Source organism: Ruegeria atlantica, assembly GCF_013032505.1.
GTDB lineage: Bacteria > Pseudomonadota > Alphaproteobacteria > Rhodobacterales > Rhodobacteraceae > Ruegeria > Ruegeria atlantica_F.
The window spans coordinates 1-26,632 of sequence record NZ_WQCG01000017.1 but is presented as its reverse complement, the minus strand read 5'-3'; the positions used below and the strand labels follow the sequence as shown (position 1 = coordinate 26,632).

The window sequence follows — 26,632 nt, the reverse complement described above, 5'->3', positions numbered from 1 at the left end:
AAATACTATGACGATGTCGATATCGCGGAAAATCCTGCAGCGGATTTGTTGGGGTGAGGAAATACCCAATCAGCTCAATTGGCCCCCTGCCCTTCCCCCTATTTGTCTTGGTGCGCAAGCTGCTACCTTTTTGTGCCAACTGCTCGCTATGAAAAGCTCAACTTGAGGCGGAGCATTCAGAAGAGTTTTGTGCGCGTGCCTACTTTTTTGCACGACACTGCTTCATCGGCTAAAAGCCCGAGAACCGCGTCAACAAGGTTTACAGCTGTAAACTACTTTGTTCTGATGCAAAGCGTATGTAGTTTGCAGCTTTGTAGAACCCACAATATAAGCGAAGATCCTTGACTTAGGACAGTGAATCACGGCTGATTGTCTCAAGTGGCGCAAAAATGACCACATTCTTTAATTTGAGGCAACTACATGATTCCCGTGACACCACTTGCGGCAGAACGACCATCGGCTCTCGCCACGGAGATTTCTGAGAGATTAAACTCGGCTATCCGGGAACATCTTCTTGCGGCATTTGCCCCTGACAACACCAAATCACTACGCAACTTCGCAGCCCCAGAAGCGGCCGAACTCTTAGGTGTCTCAGGTCAATTCATGCGCAAGGTTCACGCTGAAGGATCGATTCCTGAACCAAAAGACGTGCGCAGCGGTCGACGTTACTACACCGCCCATGAGCTTTGGGAGGCTCGCGAAACGCTTGAGAAAACCTCTCGCAAAAAGGGGCGCTATATCCCTCGTCGGACTGAAGGAGAGAAACTCCAAGTCTGGCAGTTGATGAACTTCAAAGGTGGCAGCAGCAAAAGCACCACAACAATTCACCTGGCTCATTATTTTGCGCTTCGCGGTTACCGTGTATTGGCCGTTGACCTGGATCCACAAGGCTCGCTTACATCTATGTGCGGCATCAGCCCGGAAATAGAGTTTGACGGGCTGACGATTTACGATGCTATTCGATATGAAGATCCGGTAGATATGGCGGACGTTGTGCTTCCGACATACTTCCCCGGTCTGTCTGTGGCGCCGTCACGGCTTGTTCTTTCCGAATTTGAAACAGAATCTGCCGTTCATTCCAACCCGGACCATCCGTTCTTTACGAGAATACGGAATGCCTTGGCCCAGGTAGAAGGCGATTTTGACCTTGTTCTGATTGATAGCCCACCTCAACTCGGATTCTTGACAATAGCCGGGATGGCCGCCGCCAGTTCATTGCTTGTGCCACTGACACCTTCGATGCTGGACGTGTCTTCGACGGCTCAATTTCTCGAACTCGCTGGTGCTTACATGGCAGTCATTGAAGATGCCGGCGCTACGCTCGAATACGATAACTTTAAGTTCCTGATAACGCGTGACGAGCCGACAGACGTACCGTCTCAACAACTGGCTTCGTTCATGCGAGCACTGTTTCAGGATCGCGTTATGTCAGCTACGGCCCTCAAAAGCACCGCAATCAGTGACGCCACAATGCTCAAACAATCAATTTACGAGGTCGTGCGGTCGGAAATGACACGCGCAACTTATGATCGGGCAAAGAACTCAATGGATGCGATCGGCTCTGAGGTAGAGCAAATGATCCATCAAGCATGGGGACGCAGCTAATGGCTAGAAAATCGCTTAAGGAGATGTCGGGGATCGCAAACACCATCGCGCGCTCTAGCCCCAAGGCCATCGACAAAGCCCCAAAACCCAATGCCCCTGCACTTGGTGCGCTTCAGGGCTCTCTGGCCGCAATCAGGGAAATAGACCCTGCTCTGATCGACGATTGGGGGCCAGCCGATAGGCTTGGTGAGTTTACAGCTGTAAACACTGACGAGGAAGACGATAGCTTTGAAAGCTTAATGTCGAGTATCCAAGACGGTGGCCAACAAGTTCCCATTCTTGTCAGAAAATCGAAATCCGACGGTCGATACGAGGCAATTTATGGGAGGAGGAGGCTCAAAGCCTGTCGTGAACTCGGTATTAAAGTCCGCGCCAATGTTCAGGATATCGACGATGCTTCAGCGCTTCTCGCCAAGGGGCTTGAGAATGCTGCGAGGCGCAATCTTTCCTTCTACGAGAAAGCACGTTTCGCAGAGGCGATCCTGACCTCGGGGCATGACTCTGCAACGGTGCGGCAAGTATTGAACCTATCGAAATCAGGGCTGTCTCACCTGACAAAAATTACGCAACATGTTCCTGCAAAGATTGGTGACATGATCGGCGCGGCCCCAAAATCAGGCCGCCCAAAATGGACCGTGCTTGCAGAACACTTCGTTGCAGGCAAGCTGGCGGAAGATGAAGCGGCGAATCTGCTTGCAACCATTGAGCCATCGATGTCGTCAGATGATCGGCTGGAAATGCTCCTAAAAGCAGCTGCCAAACGTGGTGCACGACAAAGAGAAGGTGCAGCCGAAGTCAGCCCAATTGAAGGCGTTACAATCAAATCCACCAACGGATCACTAACTGTTTCGGTCAAAAGGACCGGAGCTAACGCTGGCTTCGCAAGCTGGTTGGACAAAAACATGGCTGAAATCATCAAGCGCTCACACGCTGAGTTTACAACTGTAAACGCCGAGAAAAAGAACTGAGGACGAGCAGAAAGGAGGAAGGCAAACAAACAAAACCCCCGAAACCGGAGCTTCGAGGGCTGCTGCGCAAAGCGCAATTCTTAGATTAGACACCTAGAATCTAGCAGCACCCGAATCGCCACACAAGAAAAAACGCTCTTGAGCGAACGGGTAATTTTTGTCTGCCGATAGATAATCATGAAAACACTAACAGCATCGGCTCCAAGTGGAGCAACCTTGTCGGGAACGACAGGGCAGGGGAGTAGTACGCCCAAAAAATGGAACCTTCTTCGCGCCGTTGAAGAGGCCAGAGAGCCTCTTGGGTTAAAATCCACAACTCTCAATGTCCTGAGAGCGATGATTTCCTTTGTGGGCGGTGATCAGATTGCTGCTGACCAAGATGATCATCACATCTGCTTCGCTTCCAACGCGGCGATCGCCAAACGAACGCATGTCAGCGTGCAGACAGTTGAGCGTCATATCTCGACGCTGGTTGAGCTTGGCCTTGTCCGCCGCGTCATGAGCGCAAACGGCAAGCGATGGGCGCGCCGGGATCGACAGGGCAGGGTGGTCGCCGCAACCGGGCTCTCCTTAATGCCTTTGTCTGAACGGCACGCTGAGTTCATCCAGGAAGCCCAGAGGCATGCTGATCGAGTTCTGGAGTTCACTGTACTCCGCGACAAGGTTTCAGCCGCTCTGGCGCGCCTCAGGGAGCTCCTAGCAGACGACACCAAAATCTCGGGTTTGATAACCACCGCACGCAATGCTCTGCGTCGCAAACCAGATGCGAATGTGCTCAGCGAGCTGCTGGTAGAAATCTCTGTGGAAATCTCCGAGATAACACAGACAGAAACACAAAATTTGAGGGCCAGTGACAGTGAAATTGAGGGGCATAAAGAGGACTCTTTGAATCCGAAAGTTAGGAAAGAGAAACTTTCTCAGATTCAGATTTCTCCAGACCAAATGGAACGCAGTTTTCCACGGCTATGCTCAGAACTACGCTTTGCTAAAGATCAGCACCACTGTGATCGGCTTATGGATGATATCGCAGAGTATCTACGGCTTGGCCAAACCTGGTATGCAATGAAATCAACGTTTGGCCCAGCTATTCGCTTCATCGTTCTCGGATACATCTTTCAACGTGCTGAAAACATACAATCTCCAGGGGCTTACCTGATTTCGTTGCTGGCTAAGATCGAAAAGGGAGAGTTGTCTCCAAAGGCAATGCTCTCGCGGACCTCCAATGCTACCTAAATTTGAGAAACAGGATGAGATTCACCGTTTTCAGCTTACACCTCCAATCGGTGATCAGGTTGCAGGGTTTGAAAAAGGTGAGCTATAGGATTGACCTCTATAAATCACATATCCATAAATAGTGAGCTATAGAAAGGAAGCTTATACCTCACGATGTGGAACTGGCAGAACCCTGACTGGCCGACCTTTCGTTACGATGCCGCAAGACTCGAACCATACGAGCAACAGTTCCTGTTGTCCTCAGGGGAAGTTCTTGGAGCGGTTCATCATGTGAACACATCGGATCGAGATCAATTGCGTATCGACCTGCTAAGCGAAGAAGCGATGAAGACCAGCGCGATTGAAGGTGAGATGCTGGACCGGCTCAGCGTGCAATCTTCCTTACGTCGGCATCTTGGGCTGGCTCCCGACAGTTATCCGTCCAAACCGCGCGAGCAGGGGGTTTCTGAAATGATGGTGGACGTTTATTCCAACTATTCGGAACCACTGTCACACGACACCCTGTTTCGGTGGCATGGCATGCTTCTGTCCCATGACAGGCATCTGGAAACGATTGGATCTTACCGGAGCCATGAGGATGCAATGCAAATCGTCTCAGGCAGGCTCGACCGCCCAACGGTGCATTTCGAAGCGCCACCTTCATATCAGGTTCCAGCAGAAATGGACCAGTTCGTAACCTGGTTCAACCGGATCGCACCAGATGGTCCCGAGCCCTTGCGCGCCCTGACCAGAGCCGGATTGAGTCATCTGTATTTCGAGAGCATTCACCCCTTTGAGGACGGCAATGGCCGGTTGGGTAGGGCGCTGGCTGAAAAGTCCCTGGCACAAAACATTGGTCAGCCAAGTCTGATTGCACTCGCTTTCACGATCGAGCGAGAGCGTAAGGCTTACTACGACCAACTCGAACGTCATCAAAAGACGCTAGACGTGACACCATGGCTTATCTGGTTTGCCGAGACTGTCCTTACAGCGCAGCAGGTGACTCTTGAGCGGGTTGCGTTCTTCATATCCAAGACGCATTTCTATGACCGTCATCGTGATCAGTTCAACGTCCGGCAAAGCAAAGTAATCGCACGTTTGTTCAAAGCTGGGCCGAAGGGGTTCAAAGGGGGATTGAGCGCCGAGAACTATATCTCGATCACAGGAACGTCGCGCGCCACCGCAACGCGGGATCTGCAGGATCTAGTAGGGAAGGGCGCTCTGACCCGAACGGGCGAACTCCGGTACACACGCTATTGGCTAAAGTTGGACCGGGTAGGGTAAGGCGTCGCCGTGGATGAGCATTCCGTGACGGTCCGCATGGCCGACAACACGATCATTGAAATCCGACATGACGGGTCGGTCAAACGCCGCTCGTCGGAAGACGAAACCCGTGTTGAAGCGGATGACAACACCCTTTTGCATATGCGGCACGTCGCGAACTGTGTATTCCTGACTTTCAGCGCTAGGTGGCAAGTAGCAGGCGAGCGGACGAAGCAGTCATTCGAGACGTCGATATGAAAGTAAGTGATCGGTCAAATATTTGTTCAGCGATGTTCGAAGCACTTTGATAAAGTCTCTTTCGAGACGTGATTGCAAACGATTGTCACGGTAGAGAATAGATATTGGCATCGGTTGTTCCTGCCAGTCCTGTAGTAACTGGTTCAGGCTGCCATCTGCCAAATCCCTAGCGGCGGCAACTGTCGTGGAGATTGCCACGCCGCGGCCAGCAATGGCTTCGTTTGTGACGTCACGAACATCGTCAATTGCAAGATGCGGTTCAAACGGTTGGGTCCAGTTCCTGCCGTCTTCATGACGCAAAATGAGTGGCACGTGTGGGCCGGGTGCGATCACGATATGGTCGCTGAGTTGGTCAGGATGCGCAATTTCGGAATGCGTCCCCACATATTCTGGCGATGCGACTAGAATACGGCGGGTTTGCCCCACCCGAACAGCGATCAAGTCACTGTCGGGTAGTCCGCCTATCACCAAGGCCAAATGCGTATCGGGGCCCAGACGTTGGATGGGTTGATTGTTTAGCGCCAAGTCAAATTGCGTGTTTGGGTGCGCCTCCAAGAAGGCACTGATTGTTTGACGTACACCCATATGCAACAAGCTGGCGGGCACATGCAAGGTCAGGTGCCCAGCGTAGTCTGAATGCCAGTCATCCAATTCATTCAAAGCCTGCGCCACACTCTGCATCGCCGGTCGAAGGCGCGCGTTCAACTCATCACCGCGCGGAGTCAAGGAAAGCCGATTGGCGCCACGATCAAACAGCTTCTCTCCTATGGCCGCTTCCAGATTAGCCATTCGGCGGCTAAGGCTAGGCTTGGGTGTCCCATCTGCACGCGCGGCTGCCGCGATAGAGCCATGATCCACCACGATGAGGAACAGACGTAGATCTTCCAGATTAGGTTGGGACACTAGCTAATGCTCCTCGCAGGGATCAATTTTGACCCCTAAAGGGTCAAGTGCGCATCTATGTAGAGTTAATAATGGACCCTACTTCTCCGTCAAGACGCAAGCATGGTGCGAGCGTTTTCAACTTCGGAGAAAGACCAATGACTACTCAAGCAACAACCACCGTTTCGACTTACCTCTTCAATCGCATGGCCGAACTGGGTGCCAACCACGTGTTTGGCATCCCGGGTGACTATGTCCTGCCGCTGTTCGACGAACTGATTGATGGCGACCACAACTCCAAGCACGTTCTGGTGTGCAATGAACTGAATGGTGCTTACGCAGCTGATGGTTACGCCAAGCTTTCAGGCTTTGGAGCGATGGCTGTAACGTTCGGGGTCGGCTCGCTCAGCACCGCAAACGCAGTCGGTGGGGCATATGCCGACGACACCCCCATCGTCGTCATTGCCGGCGCACCCAGTGTCGAAGTGATCACCACCCCCTCGCGTCGCAAACTGCACCATGTAATGGGTCAGGACTTCGACGCTTACCTCAAGGCCTTTGCGCCCATCACCGTCGCGGCGCACCGTTTGATGTCCGCAGAAACCGCAGCTCAGGAAATCGATGATATCTTACGCCTGTCCTATCAATCAAAAAAGCCGATCTATCTGGAAATCCCATACGACATCCAGACCGCGCAAATCCCGGTCGCCAATCAGGCACTGGACCTGACGATGCACCAGTCCTCGGATGACGGGTTAAAAGCAGCCGTTAACGCCGCTGTAGCCGTATTGGAAGAGTGCCGCACCCGCACTGTCGTAACAGGCCATTTGCTACAACGTGAAAAGCTGATCAAACCCGCAAAGATCCTTGTCGAAAGATTGAATGCCGGCGTGGCAACGACCTTTGTCGGCAAGATCTCAGATTTTGAAGGTCACCCCAATGCCGTAGGCCTTTACATGGGTGCAATGTCGAATGACGCGACACTCAAAGCCGTTGAATACGCCGATGTGTCGATTGCACTGGGGATGTCATTCAATGAGTTCGACACCGGGGTCTTTACCGGCAAGATGGGCTCTGATCAGCACAACATCTGGGTCGATTTCGATCAGGTGACAGTTGACGGCACTGTGTTCGATAAGGTCTATCTGCGGGACTTTTTGCCAGCTCTGATCAGTGCGGTCCAATCCATCGAACCGGGTGGCTTGATGGTCAGCAAGGATGACCGCCGCTTCTGCTTCCAACGCTCAGACGCCTTTGAACCGACCGATGCACCTCTGACCATCGACCGGCTGTTCGTACAGTTCTCAAACTACGCGAAAGAAGGCGATGTCTTTTATGGCGACACCGGTGGCTACATCAACGGCTCGCAGGCTGAATTCCCGGTCGGCATGGACATCTACGGTGTCGGCAACTGGGGATCACTGGGCGCTGGCTTTGGAATGTTCACGGGTGGTGTATTTGCCAAGGAAGCCGAAGATCGGCGTACTTACATGATCTCCGGTGACGGCGCATTCCATATGACCGCACAGGAAGTTTCCACCCTAATCAAATACGATATCGATACGGTAATCTTTATCCTCGACAACGCCGGTTACGGTGCCGAGCGCCAGATCTATCCCGGCAAGGAACGCAGCTACAACAACACGCCTGTCTGGAACTATGAAGAACTCGGACCTGCGTTTGGAGGCGTCAAAGGTGTTAACACCAAGGGCTATGTTGCTCGCACCGAAAAAGAAATGGCCGACATCCTTGAACAACTGAGTGAGCCGAAGGGCGTCAACATCGTACGCATTATGCTCGACCCATGGGACAGCGCTTCATTCAATGTCAAATTCAGTGAAGCCCTGCGCCACTAAAGGCCACAAGTACTTAAGAGCTTAAGAAGCCAAGGGCTGTTTAACCCTTGGCTTCTTGTCTCTTGAGTAGTCGACAGAGCATGTTTCAACGGGCAAAGAGGGGTTTCATGGCTGTTTTGCGATGTTAATTGCTTCACCACGACCGATCAGAAACGGCGATCAGAGGCTCACTGCTGCCATTCTCTACTGTGGGCATCGATTGGAGGTAAGAGCCCGAAGCTGCCCTTGATCCCACTTCCGCCTTTAGCTCATGCAGCGGGCCGCAATCTGCATATTCCGGACATTCAAACTCCAGTGTTGGATAGCAGGTAGGCGGACCATTAGGACAGAGCTTCAAGTAAAGTTAGAGAACTTGAAGCGTAGCGAAGGATGTAAGGCTTCTCATTTGGCTCACCTGACGGTTGTTCCTCTCCGAAGAAAGCGACGTAGCAATCGTGGACTTGCAATTCATCATTGAACCAACAATGGACTACTACACCGTACTCCGGACCAGCGTCTTCAAATCCGTCGTACCTAACTCGTATGCCTGCCTTTAGATACACTTTGCGTGCCCTCATTTAGCTCTTAAAAACTCACGCTTAGCGTAACGTGATTCTCCGGTGCTAGACATGTGGAATTGGCCGCAGAACATTGGCCGTAAAGTCCTGGATTCAAGAAGACATTCAACGTCTGGATTGCGGGACAAAGCTGCCATCTATGACTGTTCGTATCGCAGTTCTTCTCGAACCCGCATCAGGATCTCACCTAGTCGATTGTAACCTAACCCGTCCGGCCCAATACCCCAATATGCATCCATCGGCGCGTTTTCGGCGATGTGCGCATTTCCGGTAGATAGAAGAAGCTGTTTTGGGTGATCGTGGGTGCGAAACTTGCATCTGACCGCATCCAGCATGATTGTATCTTTGACTTCTTCCCAGTCTTGTCGCAATGGGATTTTTCTGGTCATACCAAGCGCCTTGGCATCCTTGGGTTTTCCGCAAGCTCTAATCCGTTCGCGGTACTCCTCATTGTGGAACTTCATCGCCTGAAAGTAGTGCTCAACGGTTCGCCACCAAAGGCCATCGATAGCAACACCATAGAGAGCAAAGTTCGAGAACTCGGAGAACGCGTCGGTCTGCGCGTAAAAGTAGACAGTATTTTCCGGAACGTGATTCATAGAGAAATGACTGCCAGATTTAGTATAGATTGCAAGTGGGTTTAGGCTCATCGCAGACATTCTCAGTAGAGGGTTCAGACAGGTGGTTTGAGCCCCGAGCTGCCATTGGTCATTTTCCTCAATTCAGATAATCATGCTACATGCCGCTGTGGAGCCTGGGCTCTAGTCTTGCTCGCCATCTTACCAAAAGCGGACATCCAACGGATTTTGGTTAGAAGCGTTCTCAGCGCAATCGTTCCCTAATTGTCTACAAGTTCATTGACTACAATCTACGGATTTAATACCTACATTACAAGACATATTAACTACGGAAGTGTAGAAAAAAGTGGAACCTGTAGATAATTCGGGGCAACGTCCGCCTATGAAGATGGGAATCGGAACACCTGCGCAGAAAAAGGCGCTGTTTGCGGCTGGGGCCGAAAAGGTGATTTTCCATCACGAGGTGGACAGTCTGCTTGAAGATGAAGCGTTGGCGGCTCTGGTTTTTCGCAAGGGCGATACGATAATTCTGGTGCAGTCCAACTTGCTTCCGATCGTCCCGATGAAGGCCATCGCCAAGCAGGGCGTCACGTTCGAAATCCCCGGCCACGAACCCCGCACATGCCCGACAGACGAAAGCATTCGCGACCTGCGCAGGCTCGAGCCGGTCAATGTCACTGTGGAAAAGAGAGAGGCGCGTGGGGCAAAGCCGGTCTGGCCGGTTCCTACGGCCCCGCAGATCGAGACCATCGTTTCGCTGTGGCACACACCGGAAATGAAGCGTAGTGCGGTTGTTGCGCGCGTCCGGGAGATCGTTGGCGCGGAAGTGCCGGACCATTGGGTGCGCGACCAGGTCATCAAAGCGACTGGATCGGGCGCGCGAAAACCGCAATAGGAAACTTAAATGAGCAATGAAAACCCAGATCAAGGCGATCAAAACAAAGATTATTCAAAGAGAATTCCACTGGAAGCCCTTAGCCGGGTGTCGGAAAAAATTAACGAAAAAGCCGGCGGGCTAGAGAACGACAAGTGTCCAGTTTGCGGCAGCGCTCACAACACGGTATTAGAAACCGAGTACTCGATTCCTGTTGGTCAAACTGAGCCCCTGGTGGGAATCGGACCTCACGTGCCGTCTTATGCAACGGCTTGCTTGAATTGCGGTTATTTACGCTTCTTTAGCAAGCTTATTTTGGACAGGATAATAGCCAGTGAAGCTGCGCCCCGAGAAGAGGGGGGAGATGAAAATGGCTGAGGTTCGTGGGGCAAATGGCGCGGTTAACTATCAAATCCAGACGTCGCAGCCTGAGGTCATTCAACGACATGATATTTCCGATGAGGAGCTAGATATGTTGTGTCAATCAAGAAGCGATATGGCACTTGAAATTCTGCTTGTAGCATTGGGAAGCGCCGTAGGAACATTGCCTGTGGCTATACCTACCCTCTACAGTGCTTTTGCCGTCAAAGGGCCTATTAATCTTACGGCAGGATCATTGCTTCAAATCTTAATATTCTTCGGGTCTCTAACCTGTCTTGCAGCCACAGGTGTTGTTTATGCGCGCCGTGCAAAATCCTCAGTGAGCTTGAGAGATTCAATCCGAAGAAGAACTAGCGGAAATGATGGTGATCTGGCATGACCGAGGAACAACTGTCCGAGCGTATCAGTGAAATCATCTTGGACATCGACAAGATGGATGGTCGTAGCCTGTACGACGCAAAGCAAAAGCTGCGGCAACTAGAGCGCGACGTAGCGGCTGAATTGCGCACCTTGCGCGAGGATCGGGAAAACCTTCAGGCGCAGATGGGGGTGCAAATGGCTGAGGAGCTAGCGGCACTCGGTCAAGGTTCACAATAAGGAGATTGTTTTGACTGTATTCTTTGGCCAAAAGGGCAGACCGATTAACGAACTCGAATCCAATTTGCGGAAACACTTGGGGATTCCAGCATCGATAGAGGTCGTCGAAGAAGAGTACGCAGGCGAGGAGCTCGGTCTGACGTTTGACTTAGCTGGCAGTAGTAATCAGCTCAATATCGTAGCGACTGCCAACAAGTTAATCTCGATTGCTCTTTGGGTAAGCGTCTTTGAAGGAGATGACGAGGATGCCGAGGAAGTCTACAATTCGTACGGCACAATGCTTTCCGAGGACGAGGCGCGCGAGCTGCTTTCTGACATCGAGGTCAATTTGCCGGTCTTTCGGTCAAGGGCAATAAGCGAAGGTCCACAATAGGGAGTGACTAATTTGGTCGACGAATATCAGGAAGCCGTTTCTAGGGCGATTCAGCTCTTGGAAGATGAAGGTGTATGCCTAGAGTTAGATGTCAGCACTCATTTTGGCTTACAAGCTGCTCGAGCTGAGTTTCAAATAGCTCTCAAGGAAAGTGGGTGTGAAGTTAACTTTTTGGTTAGTGGTTTTCAATCAGGTGATCCCCACGGTTACATTTACTACATTTACAATACGGATATTTGCGTTGGCCTTGCAGCAGAGGGGAAGGCTAAGGAAAGACTAAAATCAGTCTTTCTCGCAACGTAGGTGGCGAAAGGAATGCGGCACAGCCTACGAATTGGCAACCTGTAGACAACAAATAGGAGCGAATGTCGACCGGGCGGGCATTACAGTCATTTTCGCAACCAAGGGCTGACAACGTTTTGCTATTCCTCTACTTCTAGGATGTTTGCATGCCGGAGGACGTGATGGCTAGCCTGAACACTCTATCAAAATCTGAACTCACTCGTCGCGTTGCCGACATTGCCACGCTTGAGGGCGAATTCCTGCTGCGCTCTGGAGAAATTTCTCATCGCTATTTCGATAAGTATCGTTTTGAGGGCGATCCGCTCATACTGAAGCCGTTGGCTCTAGCAATGAGTTCGCTCTTGCCCACGGATACGGAAATTATCGCGGGGCTTGAGTTGGGGAGGAATACCCTTGGCTACAGCAATTTCCCTTGAGACGGGGTTGCCAGCAGCGTTCGTTCGAAAGGCAGCGAAGACCTACGGAACGTGTCGCGCAATAGAAGGCCAGGATATCGCCGGGAAAAAGGTAACGTTCATTGAGGACGTCATTTCCACGGGTGGTGCGGTTGCCGATGCTCATCAGCTAGCAGTGCAGGAAGGTGCTGACGTTCTCGCGGTTGTCTGCGCTATCTGGCGGGGAGAAAGCGTTCCGACCATTCAGGGCGTTCCCACTCTCGCTGTTCATCCAGTATTTTTACGTGCTGAATTGGAGCGCTAAAGAATTTCTGGTGCCAAAGGTTTTCTGGAACACGGGTTCGCAGCGGACATTCGAAGTCAACAATTAGGAGCGACTGGGAATCTTGCCGCCATTCGTTAAAACCGCACCAATGGCCGGATATCTCTCGCAACCTCATCCAATCAGCGACAGATATCGAACATCGTTTTGTAGGCCTTTTCACCATTGTCAGTTTTAAAATGCCCCTTAAGGCCAAATCTGCTCTGGTTCGCAGTGAACGAGCCATCAAAGTTCACTTTGTCGGAAGAAAGAACCTGCTTTCTAATTTTGGAATGGTCACCCTTCAGATAGACACCCCATCCTTGGTCGTCCTTCATCGCAAAAGCACTCTTGTCTGTACTGAGTGAAATTTTTTGCCAGTCGAAATTTCCTGTTGATGTTGGGGGATTAAGTTGAACAAAGATTTTGCCTTCGTTGTCCACCATCAAAACCATTTCGCGTTTTCGCCCACTTGGAACAAAATTTGTTGCCATCCAACAATACTTGCCATCTTGAAAAATACTCCAATGGCCTACGGTCTTCTTCTTGTAAAAAACACCCTGGGCCATCGAGACGCCGCCAATCATCATCGTAAAGGTCAACAAGGCGATGATGCGCAAAAAATTAATCTTCATACTCAAATTCTCAGATGTTCAGGGCAAGATAGCCAGATGCCCTTCATTCGCTACTAGACCAAGCTGAAATAGTTTTACAATGAAATCAAGTGGGTTGAGCCCGTCGCACTGCCGACAACTTTGGGGTTTCTGCCGCTTCCCTGCTGCCATCTTGCGACAGCTTTCCTTGCTGTAGCTGCCGTTAACGACAACTAGAATTGCAATAGCCGCGAACGGCGGCTGCGTTGCATCGAGCCCTGACTTGCCATTTCGACTAGCGATAAGAGCCCATTGCCGCCATTAGTCACCTTTTGACGTCTCGCTGGTGCAGCAAGTTTAGAACCGCGCACTCCGGACGTTCAGAACTAGGAAGCAGATTGCAGTTGAGCGGACAATCCAGACATTCTCCAATTCGAGGCGAATGTCTGGTTCAGTTTTTGCGTTGAGTATACGCTATTCGATCAGCCGTGCTGCGACGTATCCCACCAATGCGCATCCATGAACTGCGGGATCGCATGCGTTTTACCGCTCAGTTTTCCGACGGTGCCTTCAGTCAACTCAAGCGACATCCATGCCTCGGGGGCCGTCAACAGGTCCGGGTAGGGCGTATGCTTGCCGGTTGGGACAAACCCAAAGCGGGGGTAGAAGGTCGGGACACCCAACACGAACACGGCGTCGGTCCCGATGGATTTTAGGTGCTCGATGCTGGTCTCCATCAATTCTTTCCCGACACCTGTACCCTGATGGTGCGGCGACACCCCGCAAGGGGCCAGAAGGTAGCATTTGGTATCGCGGTGGTCCGCGAAGACAAACGGCGTGAAAAGCACGTTGCCCGCGAGCTTCCCCTCTCGTTCAACACTGATCGAGATTGTGCCCGGATGGTCAAGAAAGTCTTTGGCTAGCTGTGCAATCGCCTCCCCCATGGCTTCACCGTCTGCTTTGCCAAATGCCCGTCGGTGGATGTCCAGAATGGCGTTGATGTCTGTTTTTTTCATAGTGTTCTCCTATCGTTGGTTCATTTGGGCTCGTACGGATTTGATCCCGAGCGCAGACGCGCGATAGGGGGCACCGTTTTTCGAACGGATCAGGCGTTTTTTAAGAAGGCGCTGAAAGATATTGAGGGTGCAGTCAGACAACACATGACCACTGCGCGTATAGCAGGTGACATCATGTATTTTGCCGTTTGGCTGGCGTTCATATTGGATGGACCCGCCAAGGGCGAGTTCATGCAAAACACGTTGCTCGTGCTTTGAGATGTTCATTGGGATGTCTCGATTTTATAAAAGTACAGAAACAAGCACACTCAGCATCACGCCAAAGTGTGGTCATCAATGTTGGTGTTCCCGAATTTACTTCGCCAGGAACGGGCGTTAGGCCCGGGACTCTTTCATAAAATCTCCATAATGCGAGGCGCTACGCCTCAGACGAGACGGTCAAATAGGCATTCAATCGAGTCGCGTCAATATGGGCGGCGGTCTGTTTTAGGGAGGCGGCGTGTCTCAATGCAGACTTTCGCCGCGACACGCGTTTGTGGGAGGAATGGGCTCGGTGCAGCCATTCTCTGCGACGTCCCCAATTAGTCGAATGAGCCCTAACCAGTCATCGATCACACATCAGTCTTTTGCATGTGCGGCACGTCGCGAACCGTGTATTCCTGACGTTCAGAACCAGGTGACAAATAGCAGGTGAGCGGACAAAGCGACAGTTTGCAGCAAGCACGCCAATGGCTGCTTTCAGTTTTCTTAGAGAACCCGTAAGTAAAAGCCCAGTATAGCCCAGCTTTGATCGAACAATGAGTGATTCCACAGAAGACATTTACGATCCAGCATTTGTAGCCAACCTCTTTGACCGTTGTTCATCCAGCTATCGAAGATGGAGTGCAATTAGTTCGTTTGGTTTTATCGCGATATGGAGACGTCAATGTGTCGCTCGTTTAGCCGCTCCAAAAAATTCCAACCCTATCGTGGTTGATTTGATGGCAGGAACAGGTGAAGTCTGGCCCTATCTGCTGCGCCGCTTCCCCGGCTTAGACAAGATTACAGCTTTGGACATCTCCCACCGCATGCATCTTGAGGCAGTTGATCGGCTACACGGTGCATACGCTGAAAAGATCATTCATATTGAGGCGGATGCTTTAAAAACCGACCTCGAAGCCAATTGCGCTGATCTTTTGGTATCTACATTTGGGCTCAAAACGTTCAACGCTGACCAACAGGCAATTCTCGCAAGGCAGATTTCTCGGATATTGAAGCCCGGAGGCAGTTTTGCGTTGATTGAAGCGTCGGACCCGAAAGGCTGGGCACTCCGTCCAATCTACCGGATCTACCTAGATAAAGTACTTCCGATGGTTGAGCGATATTTCCTTAGAGGTGCTAATGACTTCAGCATGATTGGAACTTACACGCGAAACTTCGGCGATAGCACCCAAATGGCAAACGCTTTGATAGAGGCTGGCCTATCAGTCGAAATCAAGAAGCACTTTTTTGGTTGCGCAACCAGTGTTGCGGGCATGAAGCCAGTCGGTAAGGAGTAGAATTGCAGACACTCGCGCACAGCGCAGCATCAAGCACTTTGGGCTCAAGACGGCCGTTCTCGGAAGTCGCTGATATGTATCCGGCCTTTTTATCGGCACGCGGACCGTGGCCATTTTGAGGTTACGCTCGCACCTTGGTCTCATTAGCGGACAGGCCGTGATGGCCATCAGGGCTCTCAGACTCTGGGGGCGGCATTGTTCCGTTCCATGCGTGTGAGGTTTACGAACATCTTTGTCGGTGGCGGATTCTCAGATCGCAACCGGAAAGTCTTGGTCTCTCCTGTCAAAGTCGGTGCCTGATCGCAGCACGCTCCATGCGATCCTGGCCAGTTTGTTGGCGAGCGCACCCCCGAAGCTCGCACGCTGTGCCTTGAGATCATCGAAATTGCTGATTTCAACCGTTGAGTTCGGCCTCGAACACCCCGATGGTTTTCAGAATGTCATCGAACAAGGGACTATCCCCGATGATCATTTCTTGCATCCCGGCATAGTCCCGACGCAGCGCCGTTTTCAGCTCAGGGTTCGGTAGCAACTTTAGTGATCCAGGCTTGGCACTTTCGTAGTTGGCCCAGGCTGCTTTGAAGAAGACGGACTTATGGTGTGCAACCTGATCCAACAATTCGATCTTTTCGATAGCGCGGGAATGAGTCTCATGGGTGATCAGCTGGGCCATGTCGTAATAATGGCGCGACATGCGATCAGCGAGAGGTTTGGCAACGTCCTGATAATAGAGCATATGCAGGATCGTGGCTTTTTCCCAGAAAGTACGCTCAACGCCCAGGACTTTCACATCAACGTCACCCGCGCCCAGCAGGACTGGAAAGGCCCGATGCACATAAGGTGAAATCCTGCGAGACTCGGCTGGAAGGTGAACCCCACGAGCGCCAAATTCGAACCGCACCACCGGCTGGATGTAGCCGCTGGCAGCATTTGTCTTAGATGGATAGGCGAAGAGGAGGGTTTGTGCATCACCTGGATCGACCGATAGGGAAAAGTCTTGTTTCAGCGCGGCGCTAAACTTGACCTCGATTTCTTTCAGCAGCGGACCAGAGACTACTCTGATGGCCGTATCCTGAAGTTCCTGCAACAGTTGCTTTTGTTTTTTACCGGAAAGGGCAGGGTTCTCAGGGTCACGCTCGCCCTCGAATCCGAGTTGGGCACGGTCGAGTGAGAGGTCCACGTCTTCTGAGAACCGATGGATGATGTCATAGGCTTTGGACAGTGATGTCCCGCCCTTGAAGATCATGTGAGCGCCAAAAGAGGGCAAGGCGAAAAGATGTTTCAGCGACCAGCAAACCCAGAAATCCTTCTCGACGATTGCTTTGGAAATGCCAAGCTGGGCGGCCGTTTCCTGAAACGCTTCTTCACGGTTCTTAGGAGTATCGTTGGCAAATTGGTCCAAGGTCAGGTCCGCGCCACGATTTGCTGCACTACCGGGTGCATCCAAGCCGGAACATATCTGCTTTGTTTTGCAAGCAATGCCCGGTCCTTACCATCCAGATTGCGCGCCAGCGTGTCGACAACCCGGCTATCCACCCGGCTTTTGCCGACATAGCGTAACGCCTGAAATACGGCGCCGGTTTTCTGGCCTGCACCAACTAGTGTTTTGGATGATGCATTCCGGAACTGGATGACTTGTCGACCGACTTTCTTGGTGCGGGTCGGGCCGTCGGTCATATAAATCGGCTTCGACGGCACTTGGGTCGACAGCCCCAACTGGTTGGCTGCCATGGCAGGGGAGGGCTGTAGAACCTGATTATCCTTGCGCGCAATCGCCCTGGCAATGTCATCGGCTGACGGAGACAACAGCCCTAAACGGGCGCTCTTTCTTGGATAGTCGTAAAGCCCACGCGTCAACCGTCGGATCACCCCTTGATCCGCCAAACGCGACAATGCCTGATCCACGCTTGCTCGGGAGCCGATATCCAGAAAGTCCAGTGGCGCAAAGATTGCGCCCCGGCCTTTTCCGATGATGCGTTGTTTAATCGATGAAGTGATCATAGTTTTCTCCTTGTCAGAAAATATAGTACTTTTTTCTGACTTTCAAGTTAGGAGAAAACCGAGGTGATTGTGTAAGTCGGGCGGGAAGCGGGCTTTCGCTGCGAATGCGAGAAGGTGGGCACCGACTGAAGTAAGCTGCCGTTCGTGGTGGCGCGAACAGGAGTGCAGCAATTGACCATCATCCATTTGGTCGCGAGCAAGGCGCTTAAGCCTGTATGCCCTAAGAATTTGCGGCTATATCCCAGACTGCGATTGAAGGGCGAGGCCAAGGCATGTGCGAAGAAGAAAATAACAACGAGGAGCGACAGCCTACGCCAGGCATCGACTTCGTCGTCACGCGAGAGCAGCTTGACCTTGTGGACGTGAACCGGACGCTCGCAGCGGTTGCCAGCGTCGAGTGTTTTGATGTTAATCGTTGCTTGACTGCCCTTGATGGTGAGTGCCCAGAAGAACAGTTGGCTGCCATCAGATTGTTGTCTGGTTTGACCAGCTATCATTTCGTCCCTGATCATCCGACTGAACCATTCAAGCCAATGTGGACAATGGGCGATCGTCGCTCGCTTGTGCCAACAGACCTCCTTCAAGAGCAGATCGACGTAATCGCGGAGTTCGCACCAACTGTTTCCCACTTGGGATTGCGTGCACGACTATGCGACGTTTCTTGGTTCATGCAGAGAAGGCGTCGCGAGATGGCAGAAAGCGCAATTGCCGCTTATTGCGATCTGGTCGAGGCGGTGCTTGCAGGTAGAGCGACCTTTTCTTTTGAGAACGGTTCGGCTTGGGGCATTGGAGCAAAGAATGCCTTGGTACGAGCGGCTCGTATTTCGCACGCTACACGCTGGGAATTACCTATTTCTCAACGCCTTCGTGACCTAGTAGCTGAGTTGGTAGCTACTGCGCATCATGATGGACGTGATGATGATTTTTGGCGCATCGCGGAAGTGGACCTAGACCACGGGATCACGCCGCCCACGGAAGTGGCCGCTATGGCAGAAGCTCTCGTCGACGGTGAGCGATTGACAGGCAACCCTGATGCCCGACTCAGTTTGTGGCAACTCGCTGCGCGCGGCTACCGAAGTGCCCGAGACGAGGAGAATGCCCACCGATGCATGGTGGCCTCCGCGGAATGTCACGTTCAGAAGGCCGACCTTGCAGGCTCACCGATGCTCGAAGCGGCATTTCTTCAAGATGCGATCCAAGCCCTTCGCAACTACCCAAACACGCGGGCACGTCGTGAGGAACTAACTGCACGACTCCGCGATGTCCAACCCGGCATCCGAGACGAGATGGGACATTTTTCGACTGAGATCGACTTGACCGAAATTGTTGAGCACTCGGTCGCAGTCGTTCGTGGTCATTCTTGGCCTATCGCATTGTTGTCGCTCGTGCTTTGCGAGCGGCCTCCAACTCCGGGTGAAATCAGGCAAACTGCTAACGAACACGCGCAGGAGTTTCCGTTGCAGGGCATTATGCCGATGCAAGTCCACGACTTTCAGGGTCGGGTTGTTTTCCGCGCTCCGGGCATGGGCGGCGATGACGCGGCACAAGAAGAGCAACTGCGGTACCTGATGGCTTTCCATCGAGGGCATTCTCGACAAGTCACTGTGGCCGGTGCGATCAATCCGATCAGACGAACGATAGCGTCTGAGCACTTGGTATCCAACGATACGGTCTTAGAACTGCTGCGTGACAGCCCTTTCATTCCGGGGGGGCACGAATACATCTTCGCCCGTGGAATTTGCCTCTTTCTCGCTGGGGAAGACATCGAAGCGGTTTCACTTCTAACGCCACAGCTTGAAAACTCGCTTCGCCACATCCTTGCGCTCAATGGGCACGACACTACGACCGCGGATGCGGATGGGATACAAACAGAAGCTTCGTTGTCTATTCTGTTGAACGCTGACCGGCCTTGGCGTGACCTATTGGAGCAAATTATTCCACCGCGCTACATCCATGAGATTGACTTGCTGTTCAATTTTCCGGGTGGGCCGTCCGTCCGCAACCAGGTAGCTCACGGCAAAGTCCCAGCAGGCGGTTTTTGGGATCACGATTTTGTCTACGCCACCTGGCTCATTATCCATTTGGCAATACTTCCAATGGCGGGGCGATGGGGAAACGTGGAGGAGATATTCGCCCGTGTTACTGGCCTTTACAGAGTTGCGGATGTTGACTAGGAGCCTGAGCAGTAGCGGCCCTAGATTTCTAAACGCTCTGGCTGGTAATTTGGAACCTAGTAGACTTGAGGAACATGGGCAAGAATAACAGCCTTCACGATCAAAACTTGAAAGCCAGAGTATCGCGTTTAACGACTGGTAATCTTCAAGTTGATGACATCGCCAAAATCTACATTGGCAAGCGGAACTCTTCGTACGGACGCACAAGTTTTCGAGAACTGGCCGACTTCATTGCACATCCTGACCTTCGCGTTCGAGGTCCGGTAACCGACCGCATTCGCGATATGCGAATAACTTTTCGCCCTCTTGTGGACCGGGCCATTAAGAACGAAGGAGCCCATCTGAATGATGTGATTGCCCGTTGCGAGTCCAATTTTCGGATGGCCGATGATGAGCAGATTTCAAGAATCTCGGGTGGTCGAAAGCGACAACAAGTACAGCGTGTTTTGAGTTCAGCCGTTCAGAAGATGAAAAACGGCGAGCTCGAGAAGCTCAGTGACGATGAGCAAGACTTGGCCATAGCCTTCGGAGACCGAGTGATTTGGAACCCGGCACTTCGTGCTCAGGAAGTTTTTGACGATTTCAAGTATGTCCTGCTCAAGAACCACTTGCTGGAAATGGAGGAAGCTCACAAACTGGATCAGGCCAGATCATTGGTTGTACTGCACGCAATCACGGTAATGCACGGAGCAGCGTTTGACCTTGGGGATGGTATGACAGGGGAACTACAGGCAGGATTCCAAAACCCAGATGGCTGTTTGGAAGTTACGGCGTTGCTGAGCCTGGAAGGTTATTCCAAAGGTGTTTCCATGAAAGTAGGGCTTTTCTGGACCGACCTGCAGGGGGTTGAGTTCGTGGATCCGTCTTTGATGAAACATCCTGGCCCGTGGAATTTTGGGATCGAACTCAAAGATTCACTTATTGTGCCTATAGGTGACGTGATCCCGAACGAAGACACGCCCGAGGGGACTGCAGTAATCCGTGTTAAGTAGCGTTTGAAGACGACGTACGCTGCATTTACCTTGGACGTCCGATTTGAAGTGCCGCAACGGCGCATCTAAGTCTGAGTTCCAACGACTGCTTTGGGCCATCTCGATGGACAATCGAAGTTCGTGAAAAGCGATGGACCCTAAGGATGCAGATATGCAAATTGATGACTTGGCTCAGCGCATTGATGCGGCATCTGATGACGGCGACACTGCTGCACTCGAAAGCTTGGACGCCGAATGCGCTAGTCTCCTCGGACCTGCAGGCCCTCCTGACGCTCTGCTCCATTACTTCCGCTCGAACGTCCAAGACGGGTTGCAATCTGCGTTAAACCCCCACGACTGGGCGTGGCGCCAACCCCACAAAGAGAAGCAGATCCTTTATCTGCGCAAGGCTCGCGAAGCTTTCTCACCCACAACTCTCGAGCCGTCTCGACTTGCTCAGATCGTCACCAACTTGGCCAACCAGATGAACACGTTGGGGCGTCCTATCGAAGCTTTACGTCTCTACGGCGACGTTCTGCGCACCAATCCGCGTTTTGCGATGGCCTTAGCGAACCGCGGCCTCGTGCGCTTCTGCTTCGCCCGCATGGTCCATGATGACGGACAACGTGCGGTACTGGCCGCTTATGCCTGTCGTGATCTTGAAAATGTCGTTGATCCAAAGCTTGAATGGGACAGTGCGCCGTCAAACATTATTCATCTCGTCAAAGCGAAGGCAGAAGAGATACGATCCGCCGTTGATGTCGATACCGTGCTTACCCAAACTGACCTTGACGGATGGCCGCTCGGAGACGGGGATGAGAAGACTTACCGCCTCCGCATGCTCGACCGGCAACTGTTCCTGAACCCTCTCGTAATGCTTGGCGCACATTCAATCGCGGCTGCCGACCCACTCCACTTACCAAGTCACACGTTCTCGCAAGGAACTGTTCCACCCCTGGTCGGGTGGTACAACCAGATGAAGCAGGAATTCATCGGTGCGCGCTTGCTGTACCACGAGGCTATGGAAGCGGAACCGCTGGAGGACCGCCCGCCACATTTCGCAGACGACGATGTTCGCCTCTACGACACGCTCGACTATTCAGCTCTTTCGATCGGCGTGGAAATGCGCCGGAAACGGACTATGCTAACTGAAGCGAACGGCCCTTTCCTGCCATTCACTGACCGGTCAGGATGCTGCGGTCGCAGCCCGCCCTTCGGACATTCGCGGCGGGGGCAAAATTGAGCTTCCGCCGAACTAGCGGTGCGGGAAAGAGATGCGAACAATACCCTCTGTAGAGACACACCACTAATGTAACAATCTGACCAGCCACTGCTTCTATAGACAGAGACCAAAAGAGCCGATGTTGGCTAACTCACCCAGATCGAAACACTAGGTCCATTGGTATAAGTTTTTGATACCGAACCATCTATTCTTTGATGAAGGCAAGAATGGCTTGAATGACACGAGTATCGGAATGGATAGCGGTGTGGCTAAACCAACGCATGTCTGAAACCGTTATGACCAATGAGCGTCCTGCAGGTGCCTGTGACACTGTCACACTACCAAAGATTGCCTGACCTAGGTCGGCGCGCGAGCGTATTGGAGGAAGTACTCCGACAACCAACAGGACAAGCGCGCGGAAAACGCCAACCAAAATGAATATGACCGAAGAAAGAAAGACCAATACGGCGAGCAATAGTAGAGTCACCACAAAAAAGTTTTTTGCCAAAGTACCGACGAAATCTTCCGCTGCGGCTCCGACATCGCCAAGGTACCCCGCATCAACCCCAACAACATTTCCAATCCAGAGAGCAACGAATACGATGCCTGGACTGATGAGCACTAGAATGAAGCAAACGCCAGAGATTCCGAGCGCAATTCCAACTACCCTTGATTTGCGAATGGTCCCTGCGACCAGATACTGCACTGCATAGATGACCTGCTGAATAATTGAAGACCCCAAAACTAGAACCGACAAAATTGAAAACGCTTCGTCCATTGAGTAGTTAACCGCCAATACTTGGTTTTCTCGTTCTATCGGGCGACTCAGGAAGGTGTGGGGTGCATTCGCGGTAGAGGGTGGCAACCATGAGTATCCTAGAACACCAACCATAAAGAGTGCAAAAGGTCCGAACTCAATTAGTGAGGGTGGCTGTGCCCATTTCCAACCAAGATACTCTCGCATAGCAGCATCCTCTGCCACGGCATCGCCGAGAGCTGCAGCGGCAACGGCAATTTGATAGAATTCCTCGGCCTTTATCTCCGAAAACGCCTGGAATAAGAGCCGAGGAAGCATCATTACTGCTAGACAAAGCCCCATCAATACCCACCCGTGATCCACTCCCAGGGTGTTGCTTAGGATCGCCGCCGTTCGCGGCCTCAGTTGTCGCACCTGCGGCGAATGTCTGCTTGGTGGCGCTTTTTCCCGAAATCTGCAGCCCCTGCGAAGGCGAAGCGATCCGCCGGGAGGGCGGAAAGTGTGAATTCGCCGCAATGCGGCAGGAATCTGAACAGGTCGCGAAAGCAGACCTTTCGTCACTCAGATCTCGGAGGCTTCGCTGTTTAGTGCGCGTTTGGAGACGGAGTTTTTGCGGTTTGTCGAAGAGGTGCCGACGGCGCGTGGTGTATCTTTGGCTCGGTTCGTCCGGGCCGTCGATTGGCGACGGGCGCGGGCCAGGGCTGGGCTTAGTGCTTCGATGCGAGATGTTGAAACACTATCGGCACGGTCCGAGACCGGTGCCAGATTGACACCACCAAGTATCAGGAAGATATCAGTTTGAAGTAGGGGGTTGGGCTTGCCTGTCGCCCGAGCGCCTTTCGCACGGCGGTTTCAACCGATGATCGTGACCAAGCACCTGTTGCGGAAAATTGGCCAATCTCGCCGGTATCGAAGACCATGACCACGAGATCATCGCCCCACCGCAGCAAGTTGTGGCCGTCATGGCGGGTCGCGGTCAAGGTGGCTAGGTCGAGCATGACTTACCATCGCCCGTCATACTTAACGCGGAATGAACAATGGTTGACAATCTAAGCGCGCGTGATCGGTCGGCCGTGATGGCGCGGATCAAACACAAAGACACCTCGCCCGAGCTGGTGATCCGGCGAGGGCTGCACGCGCGGGGTTACCGTTTTCGGCTGCACCGTCGAGACCTGCCGGGCAGACCGGATTTGACGCTACCGCAGTATGGTGCGGTGATCGAAATCCGTGGCTGCTTTTGGCACGGCCATGAGGGCTGCGGTCGGCGCCCGAAATCTCGCCGAGAGTTCTGGGACGCCAAGATCGACGCCACTCGCAGCCGCGACGCGCGGAACCTGACCGCGCTTTGTGATCTAGGCTGGCGCGTGTTGGTCGTGTGGGAGTGCGCGATGGTGGGGCCGGGTCGGATGCCATCCGACAGATTGTTGGAGGCGGTAACAATATGGCTGCATAGCGATGCTCAATCAGGTGAGATCACGGGCACGCGGCCTTAGTTGTGGGGCGCGGTCACGACCAAACAGACCACTGTCCTTTGGGTGGCGCGATAGCGAATTCCCCAAATATTGTGTTAGATTTCTTGCTTTGTTCCTCGGTATTTGATCTTACTAGACGAAACAATTTCAAGGCAGGGCGGCATGAGTGAGGCTTCCGGGGCGACACGGTCCCAACGAGATTCCATAGAATTGTTCGCAGGCGCGGGCGGCCTGGGGGTTGGCTTGGCTGAAGCAGGCTTCTCGCCGCGCATTGTGGTCGAGTATGACAAGTGGTGCTGTGACACCCTGCGAGATAACCACAAAGCGGGCAACACCGGCGACGCGGATGATGACGCGCCGTGGCGGGTGATTGAAGGCGATGTTCGCCACGTCGATTTCGCGCGGTTTGAGGGGAAGATCGACTTGGTGTCGGGCGGCCCGCCTTGTCAGCCGTTCAGCCTTGGTGGTCGGCACCGTGCCTATGACGACGCCCGCGACATGTTTCCGGAAGCCGTTCGCGCTGTTCGTGAGACACGGCCGAAAGCGTTTGTGTTTGAGAACGTAAAGGGCCTGACCCGCGCGGCGTTTTCAGACTATTTCTCCTACGTGCGGTTGCAGCTAGAGCACCCGGAAGTGGTGATGTGTCCGGATGAGGCCTGGGGCGAACACTTCAAGCGCCTACAGCAGCACCACACCTCCACGAAGCGTGATGGATTGCATTACAACGTTGTGACCAAGCTCCTGAACTCGGCCAATCACGGCGTGCCGCAGCGGCGGGAGCGCGTGATCTTCGTCGGGTTCCGCGACGATGTGGACGCCTGCTGGTCGTTTGGCGAAGGCGATCATACCCATGAGGCGCTGGTCTGGGATCAGACCTTTGGGGATTACTGGGATCGGCACCAGGTAGCCAAAGCGCAACGGAAGCTGGAGGGACGGGCGCTTGGTATCGCCAAGCGCCTATCAAAGGATGAGAAACCGGACACGAAGCCTTGGCGTACGACCCGGGACGCGATCGGTGACTTACCCGATCCGCGGCACACGCGGATATCAGCCTCGATCCCCGATCATCGTTTCCAGCCCGGCGCGCGGAGCTATCCCGGGCACACGGGTAGTTTCATGGATGATCCGTCGAAAACCTTGAAGGCGGGTGTGCATGGCGTTCCCGGCGGCGAAAACATGCTGCGTCGGGCGGACGGCTTTATTCGCTATTTCACTGTGCGAGAGAGCGCGCGTATTCAGACTTTCCCCGATGACTATGTGTTCCACGGGGCGTGGTCGGAATGTATGCGCCAACTCGGCAACGCGGTACCGGCAAAGCTCGCGGAACTGGTCGGTGTCAGCGTTCGTCAACAGCTCGACGCCGCCGAGGCGCGCTGATGGCGCGGCGGCCGGAATTGCGCTCCGCAGAGGAAACGGCGGCGCTGCTGGATCAATTCACGGCGCTGGTGCGGGACGCGGAGATGACCGGCCCGTCGCGCAAGAAGGTGTTGGCGGCGATTGCCACGATGCGCGAGAACCTTGACCGGTTGGAGCGTGACATCGACCCGGTAACCTTGCCGGATGCTTTCTTTGACCCCAGCGAGCCCCGGTTGATTGGGCATTTTGTGGCGCTGGCGTTGATCTCACAGGATCGGCGACCCCTGGGCGATATCAAACCATTCTATGGGGCGGGCGTGTACGCCATCTACTACACGGGTGATAACCCGGTCTATGGCCCGGCAAGCAGGAGCGAGACCCCAATTTATGTGGGCAAAGCCGATCCTCCGGTTGGAGCGGCCACACTGCTTGATCAGGAAACCAAGCTGTATGGCCGTCTCAATGAGCACCGGAAGAACATCGACAAGGTGGCGGGTATCGAGATCGATGATTTCGAGTGCCGCGCGCTGGCGGTGCAAAGCGGCTACCAGGCGGCGGCGGAAAGTCATCTGATCAACCTTTTCAAGCCGATCTGGAACAATGAGACGAAGATCCTGTTCGGGATCGGCAAGCATGGGGATAGCGCCTCCACGCGGGCCAATAAGCGTTCGCCATGGGACACGCTGCATCCCGGGCGCGGCTGGGCGGAAGACAATGAGCCCGGCAAGACGGTGGCGCAAATCGAGAGCGAGGTTGCGCAGCACTTCGGCTCAACAACGATCTTTGCTGAAACGCGCGATGTGTTCGCGGCCTTTGCCGACGGTATAAAGCGGGCGGATCGTCTCGACGAGAGCACTGGTGATACACGCGATGAAGGATGATGGCGCGCATTTCCACCGGTGCGACTTCCAAGTTCACACCCCCCGTGACGCGCAATGGGCCGGACCGCGGGCGGTCACGAAGTCCCGCGGGACAGGGCAGGGGCGTTTGCCCTGCGCCGCACCAACCACGTGTGACATAGCTGGCTTGAACGGCGCATCGTTCAAACCAGCCCAGTTTCAGGCAAGAGCAAGTTCAACCATCACATCGGGATCGACGAGAACGCTTCCGGATGTTCCCGTGTAGAGAT

The 26,632-nt window shown here is 53.2% G+C and carries 30 protein-coding genes; 21 read left to right on the top strand and 9 right to left on the bottom strand.

Going from position 1 to position 26,632, the window contains the following annotated elements:
* The first annotated feature begins 420 nt into the window (after window positions 1-420).
* The 5 genes from repA (at window position 421) to GOW92_RS24260 (ending at window position 5,306) form a co-directional block, all read left to right on the top strand.
* Window positions 421-1,605, top strand: coding sequence for a plasmid partitioning protein RepA (repA, locus tag GOW92_RS24280; RefSeq protein WP_170566314.1), 1,185 nt, complete (start codon window positions 421-423; stop codon window positions 1,603-1,605).
* Window positions 1,605-2,573 carry a plasmid partitioning protein RepB gene (repB, locus tag GOW92_RS24275; RefSeq protein ID WP_170566312.1) on the top strand — a complete coding sequence of 323 codons (969 nt, stop codon included), beginning with the start codon at window positions 1,605-1,607 and terminating at the stop codon, window positions 2,571-2,573. The genes repA and repB overlap by 1 nt, the downstream gene beginning before the upstream one ends.
* Window positions 2,574-2,750: 177 nt before the next feature.
* The gene (locus GOW92_RS24270; protein WP_170566309.1) at window positions 2,751-3,806 is read left to right on the top strand and encodes a helix-turn-helix domain-containing protein; all 1,056 of its coding nucleotides are present in this window, start codon (window positions 2,751-2,753) and stop codon (window positions 3,804-3,806) included.
* A 153-nt stretch (window positions 3,807-3,959) separates the two neighbouring features.
* Entirely contained in the window at window positions 3,960-5,069 is a 1,110-nt protein-coding gene (locus GOW92_RS24265; protein ID WP_170566306.1) for a Fic family protein, read from the top strand.
* Between the two features lie 9 nt (window positions 5,070-5,078).
* Window positions 5,079-5,306, top strand: coding sequence for a hypothetical protein (locus tag GOW92_RS24260; RefSeq protein ID WP_170566303.1), 228 nt, complete (start codon window positions 5,079-5,081; stop codon window positions 5,304-5,306).
* On the opposite strand, the gene GOW92_RS24255 is transcribed toward GOW92_RS24260, so the two are convergent.
* Window positions 5,286-6,209: a LysR family transcriptional regulator gene (locus tag GOW92_RS24255; protein WP_170566300.1), complete on the bottom strand. Its 924-nt coding sequence runs from the start codon at window positions 6,207-6,209 to the stop codon at window positions 5,286-5,288. The genes GOW92_RS24260 and GOW92_RS24255 overlap by 21 nt on opposite strands.
* A gap of 137 nt (window positions 6,210-6,346) precedes the next feature.
* On the opposite strand from GOW92_RS24255, the gene GOW92_RS24250 reads away from it, so the two are divergent.
* Window positions 6,347-8,044: a thiamine pyrophosphate-binding protein gene (locus tag GOW92_RS24250; RefSeq protein ID WP_170566298.1), complete on the top strand. Its 1,698-nt coding sequence runs from the start codon at window positions 6,347-6,349 to the stop codon at window positions 8,042-8,044.
* A gap of 694 nt (window positions 8,045-8,738) precedes the next feature.
* Here GOW92_RS24250 and GOW92_RS24245 read toward each other — a convergent pair.
* Complete coding sequence (locus tag GOW92_RS24245) at window positions 8,739-9,200, bottom strand: NADAR family protein (RefSeq protein WP_170566296.1); 462 nt, start codon at window positions 9,198-9,200, stop codon at window positions 8,739-8,741.
* Between the two features lie 361 nt (window positions 9,201-9,561).
* Between GOW92_RS24245 and GOW92_RS24240 the strand changes: the two genes are divergently transcribed.
* The 8 genes from GOW92_RS24240 to GOW92_RS24810 all read left to right on the top strand — a co-directional run bounded on the left by GOW92_RS24240 (window position 9,562) and on the right by GOW92_RS24810 (window position 12,406).
* Entirely contained in the window at window positions 9,562-10,074 is a 513-nt protein-coding gene (locus GOW92_RS24240; RefSeq protein ID WP_170566294.1) for a hypothetical protein, read from the top strand.
* A gap of 9 nt (window positions 10,075-10,083) precedes the next feature.
* Window positions 10,084-10,431, top strand: a complete 348-nt coding sequence (locus GOW92_RS24235) for a hypothetical protein (protein ID WP_170566292.1) — start codon at window positions 10,084-10,086, stop codon at window positions 10,429-10,431.
* On the top strand, window positions 10,424-10,813 hold the full coding sequence (locus tag GOW92_RS24230; RefSeq protein ID WP_170566290.1) for a hypothetical protein: 390 nt from the start codon (window positions 10,424-10,426) through the stop codon (window positions 10,811-10,813). The genes GOW92_RS24235 and GOW92_RS24230 overlap by 8 nt, the downstream gene beginning before the upstream one ends.
* The gene (locus tag GOW92_RS24225; protein WP_170566288.1) at window positions 10,810-11,031 is read left to right on the top strand and encodes a hypothetical protein; all 222 of its coding nucleotides are present in this window, start codon (window positions 10,810-10,812) and stop codon (window positions 11,029-11,031) included. Before GOW92_RS24230 ends, GOW92_RS24225 begins: the two co-directional genes overlap by 4 nt.
* Before the next feature lie 10 nt (window positions 11,032-11,041).
* Window positions 11,042-11,404 (top strand): hypothetical protein, encoded by a 363-nt coding sequence (locus GOW92_RS24220; protein WP_170566286.1) that lies wholly within the window; start codon window positions 11,042-11,044, stop codon window positions 11,402-11,404.
* Window positions 11,405-11,416: 12 nt separating this feature from the next.
* Window positions 11,417-11,707, top strand: coding sequence for a hypothetical protein (locus GOW92_RS24215; protein WP_170566284.1), 291 nt, complete (start codon window positions 11,417-11,419; stop codon window positions 11,705-11,707).
* A 146-nt stretch (window positions 11,708-11,853) separates the two neighbouring features.
* Window positions 11,854-12,123 carry a hypothetical protein gene (locus GOW92_RS24815; protein WP_217356587.1) on the top strand — a complete coding sequence of 90 codons (270 nt, stop codon included), beginning with the start codon at window positions 11,854-11,856 and terminating at the stop codon, window positions 12,121-12,123.
* Entirely contained in the window at window positions 12,101-12,406 is a 306-nt protein-coding gene (locus tag GOW92_RS24810; RefSeq protein ID WP_217356586.1) for a hypothetical protein, read from the top strand. The genes GOW92_RS24815 and GOW92_RS24810 overlap by 23 nt, the downstream gene beginning before the upstream one ends.
* 140 nt (window positions 12,407-12,546) lie before the next feature.
* Here GOW92_RS24810 and GOW92_RS24205 read toward each other — a convergent pair whose 3' ends face one another.
* The 3 genes from GOW92_RS24205 to GOW92_RS24195 all read right to left on the bottom strand — a co-directional run bounded on the left by GOW92_RS24205 (window position 12,547) and on the right by GOW92_RS24195 (window position 14,279).
* The gene (locus tag GOW92_RS24205) at window positions 12,547-13,038 is read right to left on the bottom strand and encodes a hypothetical protein (RefSeq protein ID WP_170566282.1); all 492 of its coding nucleotides are present in this window, start codon (window positions 13,036-13,038) and stop codon (window positions 12,547-12,549) included.
* A 440-nt stretch (window positions 13,039-13,478) separates the two neighbouring features.
* Window positions 13,479-14,012: a GNAT family N-acetyltransferase gene (locus tag GOW92_RS24200; protein ID WP_170566279.1), complete on the bottom strand. Its 534-nt coding sequence runs from the start codon at window positions 14,010-14,012 to the stop codon at window positions 13,479-13,481.
* Window positions 14,013-14,021: 9 nt separating this feature from the next.
* Window positions 14,022-14,279, bottom strand: a complete 258-nt coding sequence (locus GOW92_RS24195; protein ID WP_170566276.1) for a YjhX family toxin — start codon at window positions 14,277-14,279, stop codon at window positions 14,022-14,024.
* Window positions 14,280-14,809: 530 nt separating this feature from the next.
* Here GOW92_RS24195 and GOW92_RS24190 point away from each other — a divergent pair.
* Window positions 14,810-15,550 carry a class I SAM-dependent methyltransferase gene (locus GOW92_RS24190; RefSeq protein ID WP_170566274.1) on the top strand — a complete coding sequence of 247 codons (741 nt, stop codon included), beginning with the start codon at window positions 14,810-14,812 and terminating at the stop codon, window positions 15,548-15,550.
* 394 nt (window positions 15,551-15,944) lie between these two features.
* Here GOW92_RS24190 and GOW92_RS24185 read toward each other — a convergent pair whose 3' ends face one another.
* The gene (locus GOW92_RS24185; protein ID WP_170566271.1) at window positions 15,945-16,952 is read right to left on the bottom strand and encodes a nucleotidyl transferase AbiEii/AbiGii toxin family protein; all 1,008 of its coding nucleotides are present in this window, start codon (window positions 16,950-16,952) and stop codon (window positions 15,945-15,947) included.
* A 2-nt stretch (window positions 16,953-16,954) separates the two neighbouring features.
* Window positions 16,955-17,551, bottom strand: a complete 597-nt coding sequence (locus tag GOW92_RS24180; protein WP_170566268.1) for a DUF6088 family protein — start codon at window positions 17,549-17,551, stop codon at window positions 16,955-16,957.
* 272 nt (window positions 17,552-17,823) lie between these two features.
* On the opposite strand from GOW92_RS24180, the gene GOW92_RS24175 reads away from it, so the two are divergent.
* The 3 genes from GOW92_RS24175 to GOW92_RS24165 all read left to right on the top strand — a co-directional run bounded on the left by GOW92_RS24175 (window position 17,824) and on the right by GOW92_RS24165 (window position 21,939).
* Window positions 17,824-19,725: a DUF7380 domain-containing protein gene (locus GOW92_RS24175; RefSeq protein WP_170566265.1), complete on the top strand. Its 1,902-nt coding sequence runs from the start codon at window positions 17,824-17,826 to the stop codon at window positions 19,723-19,725.
* Window positions 19,726-19,799: 74 nt separating this feature from the next.
* Complete coding sequence (locus tag GOW92_RS24170) at window positions 19,800-20,717, top strand: hypothetical protein (RefSeq protein WP_170566263.1); 918 nt, start codon at window positions 19,800-19,802, stop codon at window positions 20,715-20,717.
* 151 nt (window positions 20,718-20,868) lie between these two features.
* A complete protein-coding gene (locus GOW92_RS24165; protein WP_170566261.1) occupies window positions 20,869-21,939 on the top strand; it encodes an LA2681 family HEPN domain-containing protein in 1,071 nt (356 codons plus the stop codon).
* A gap of 184 nt (window positions 21,940-22,123) precedes the next feature.
* On the opposite strand, the gene GOW92_RS24160 is transcribed toward GOW92_RS24165, so the two are convergent.
* A complete protein-coding gene (locus GOW92_RS24160) occupies window positions 22,124-23,017 on the bottom strand; it encodes a hypothetical protein (RefSeq protein ID WP_170566257.1) in 894 nt (297 codons plus the stop codon).
* A 440-nt stretch (window positions 23,018-23,457) separates the two neighbouring features.
* On the bottom strand, window positions 23,458-23,673 hold the full coding sequence (locus GOW92_RS24155; RefSeq protein WP_170566254.1) for a hypothetical protein: 216 nt from the start codon (window positions 23,671-23,673) through the stop codon (window positions 23,458-23,460).
* A gap of 39 nt (window positions 23,674-23,712) precedes the next feature.
* On the opposite strand from GOW92_RS24155, the gene GOW92_RS24150 reads away from it, so the two are divergent.
* The 3 genes from GOW92_RS24150 to GOW92_RS24140 all read left to right on the top strand — a co-directional run bounded on the left by GOW92_RS24150 (window position 23,713) and on the right by GOW92_RS24140 (window position 26,384).
* On the top strand, window positions 23,713-24,168 hold the full coding sequence (locus GOW92_RS24150) for a very short patch repair endonuclease (protein WP_170566251.1): 456 nt from the start codon (window positions 23,713-23,715) through the stop codon (window positions 24,166-24,168).
* Window positions 24,169-24,309: 141 nt separating this feature from the next.
* Complete coding sequence (locus GOW92_RS24145; protein ID WP_170566248.1) at window positions 24,310-25,524, top strand: DNA cytosine methyltransferase; 1,215 nt, start codon at window positions 24,310-24,312, stop codon at window positions 25,522-25,524.
* Window positions 25,524-26,384, top strand: coding sequence for an Eco29kI family restriction endonuclease (locus tag GOW92_RS24140; RefSeq protein ID WP_170566245.1), 861 nt, complete (start codon window positions 25,524-25,526; stop codon window positions 26,382-26,384). The genes GOW92_RS24145 and GOW92_RS24140 overlap by 1 nt, the downstream gene beginning before the upstream one ends.
* Window positions 26,385-26,632 lie beyond the last annotated feature (248 nt).

Bases quoted from the DNA above. Each gene is read 5' to 3' on its own strand.
- repA (WP_170566314.1), top strand. From the start codon at position 421: ATGATTCCCGTGACACCACTTGCGGCAGAACGACCATCGGCTCTCGCC.
- repB (WP_170566312.1), top strand. From the start codon at position 1,605: ATGGCTAGAAAATCGCTTAAGGAGATGTCGGGGATCGCAAACACCATC.
- GOW92_RS24270 (WP_170566309.1), top strand. From the start codon at position 2,751: ATGAAAACACTAACAGCATCGGCTCCAAGTGGAGCAACCTTGTCGGGA.
- GOW92_RS24265 (WP_170566306.1), top strand. From the start codon at position 3,960: ATGTGGAACTGGCAGAACCCTGACTGGCCGACCTTTCGTTACGATGCC.
- GOW92_RS24250 (WP_170566298.1), top strand. From the start codon at position 6,347: ATGACTACTCAAGCAACAACCACCGTTTCGACTTACCTCTTCAATCGC.
- GOW92_RS24245 (WP_170566296.1), bottom strand. From the start codon at position 9,200: ATGAATCACGTTCCGGAAAATACTGTCTACTTTTACGCGCAGACCGAC.
- GOW92_RS24240 (WP_170566294.1), top strand. From the start codon at position 9,562: ATGAAGATGGGAATCGGAACACCTGCGCAGAAAAAGGCGCTGTTTGCG.
- GOW92_RS24235 (WP_170566292.1), top strand. From the start codon at position 10,084: ATGAGCAATGAAAACCCAGATCAAGGCGATCAAAACAAAGATTATTCA.
- GOW92_RS24230 (WP_170566290.1), top strand. From the start codon at position 10,424: ATGGCTGAGGTTCGTGGGGCAAATGGCGCGGTTAACTATCAAATCCAG.
- GOW92_RS24225 (WP_170566288.1), top strand. From the start codon at position 10,810: ATGACCGAGGAACAACTGTCCGAGCGTATCAGTGAAATCATCTTGGAC.
- GOW92_RS24815 (WP_217356587.1), top strand. From the start codon at position 11,854: ATGCCGGAGGACGTGATGGCTAGCCTGAACACTCTATCAAAATCTGAA.
- GOW92_RS24205 (WP_170566282.1), bottom strand. From the start codon at position 13,038: ATGAAGATTAATTTTTTGCGCATCATCGCCTTGTTGACCTTTACGATG.
- GOW92_RS24200 (WP_170566279.1), bottom strand. From the start codon at position 14,012: ATGAAAAAAACAGACATCAACGCCATTCTGGACATCCACCGACGGGCA.
- GOW92_RS24195 (WP_170566276.1), bottom strand. From the start codon at position 14,279: ATGAACATCTCAAAGCACGAGCAACGTGTTTTGCATGAACTCGCCCTT.
- GOW92_RS24190 (WP_170566274.1), top strand. From the start codon at position 14,810: ATGAGTGATTCCACAGAAGACATTTACGATCCAGCATTTGTAGCCAAC.
- GOW92_RS24180 (WP_170566268.1), bottom strand. From the start codon at position 17,551: ATGATCACTTCATCGATTAAACAACGCATCATCGGAAAAGGCCGGGGC.
- GOW92_RS24175 (WP_170566265.1), top strand. From the start codon at position 17,824: ATGTGCGAAGAAGAAAATAACAACGAGGAGCGACAGCCTACGCCAGGC.
- GOW92_RS24170 (WP_170566263.1), top strand. From the start codon at position 19,800: ATGGGCAAGAATAACAGCCTTCACGATCAAAACTTGAAAGCCAGAGTA.
- GOW92_RS24165 (WP_170566261.1), top strand. From the start codon at position 20,869: ATGCAAATTGATGACTTGGCTCAGCGCATTGATGCGGCATCTGATGAC.
- GOW92_RS24160 (WP_170566257.1), bottom strand. From the start codon at position 23,017: ATGGGGCTTTGTCTAGCAGTAATGATGCTTCCTCGGCTCTTATTCCAG.
- GOW92_RS24155 (WP_170566254.1), bottom strand. From the start codon at position 23,673: ATGCTCGACCTAGCCACCTTGACCGCGACCCGCCATGACGGCCACAAC.
- GOW92_RS24150 (WP_170566251.1), top strand. From the start codon at position 23,713: ATGGTTGACAATCTAAGCGCGCGTGATCGGTCGGCCGTGATGGCGCGG.
- GOW92_RS24145 (WP_170566248.1), top strand. From the start codon at position 24,310: ATGAGTGAGGCTTCCGGGGCGACACGGTCCCAACGAGATTCCATAGAA.
- GOW92_RS24140 (WP_170566245.1), top strand. From the start codon at position 25,524: ATGGCGCGGCGGCCGGAATTGCGCTCCGCAGAGGAAACGGCGGCGCTG.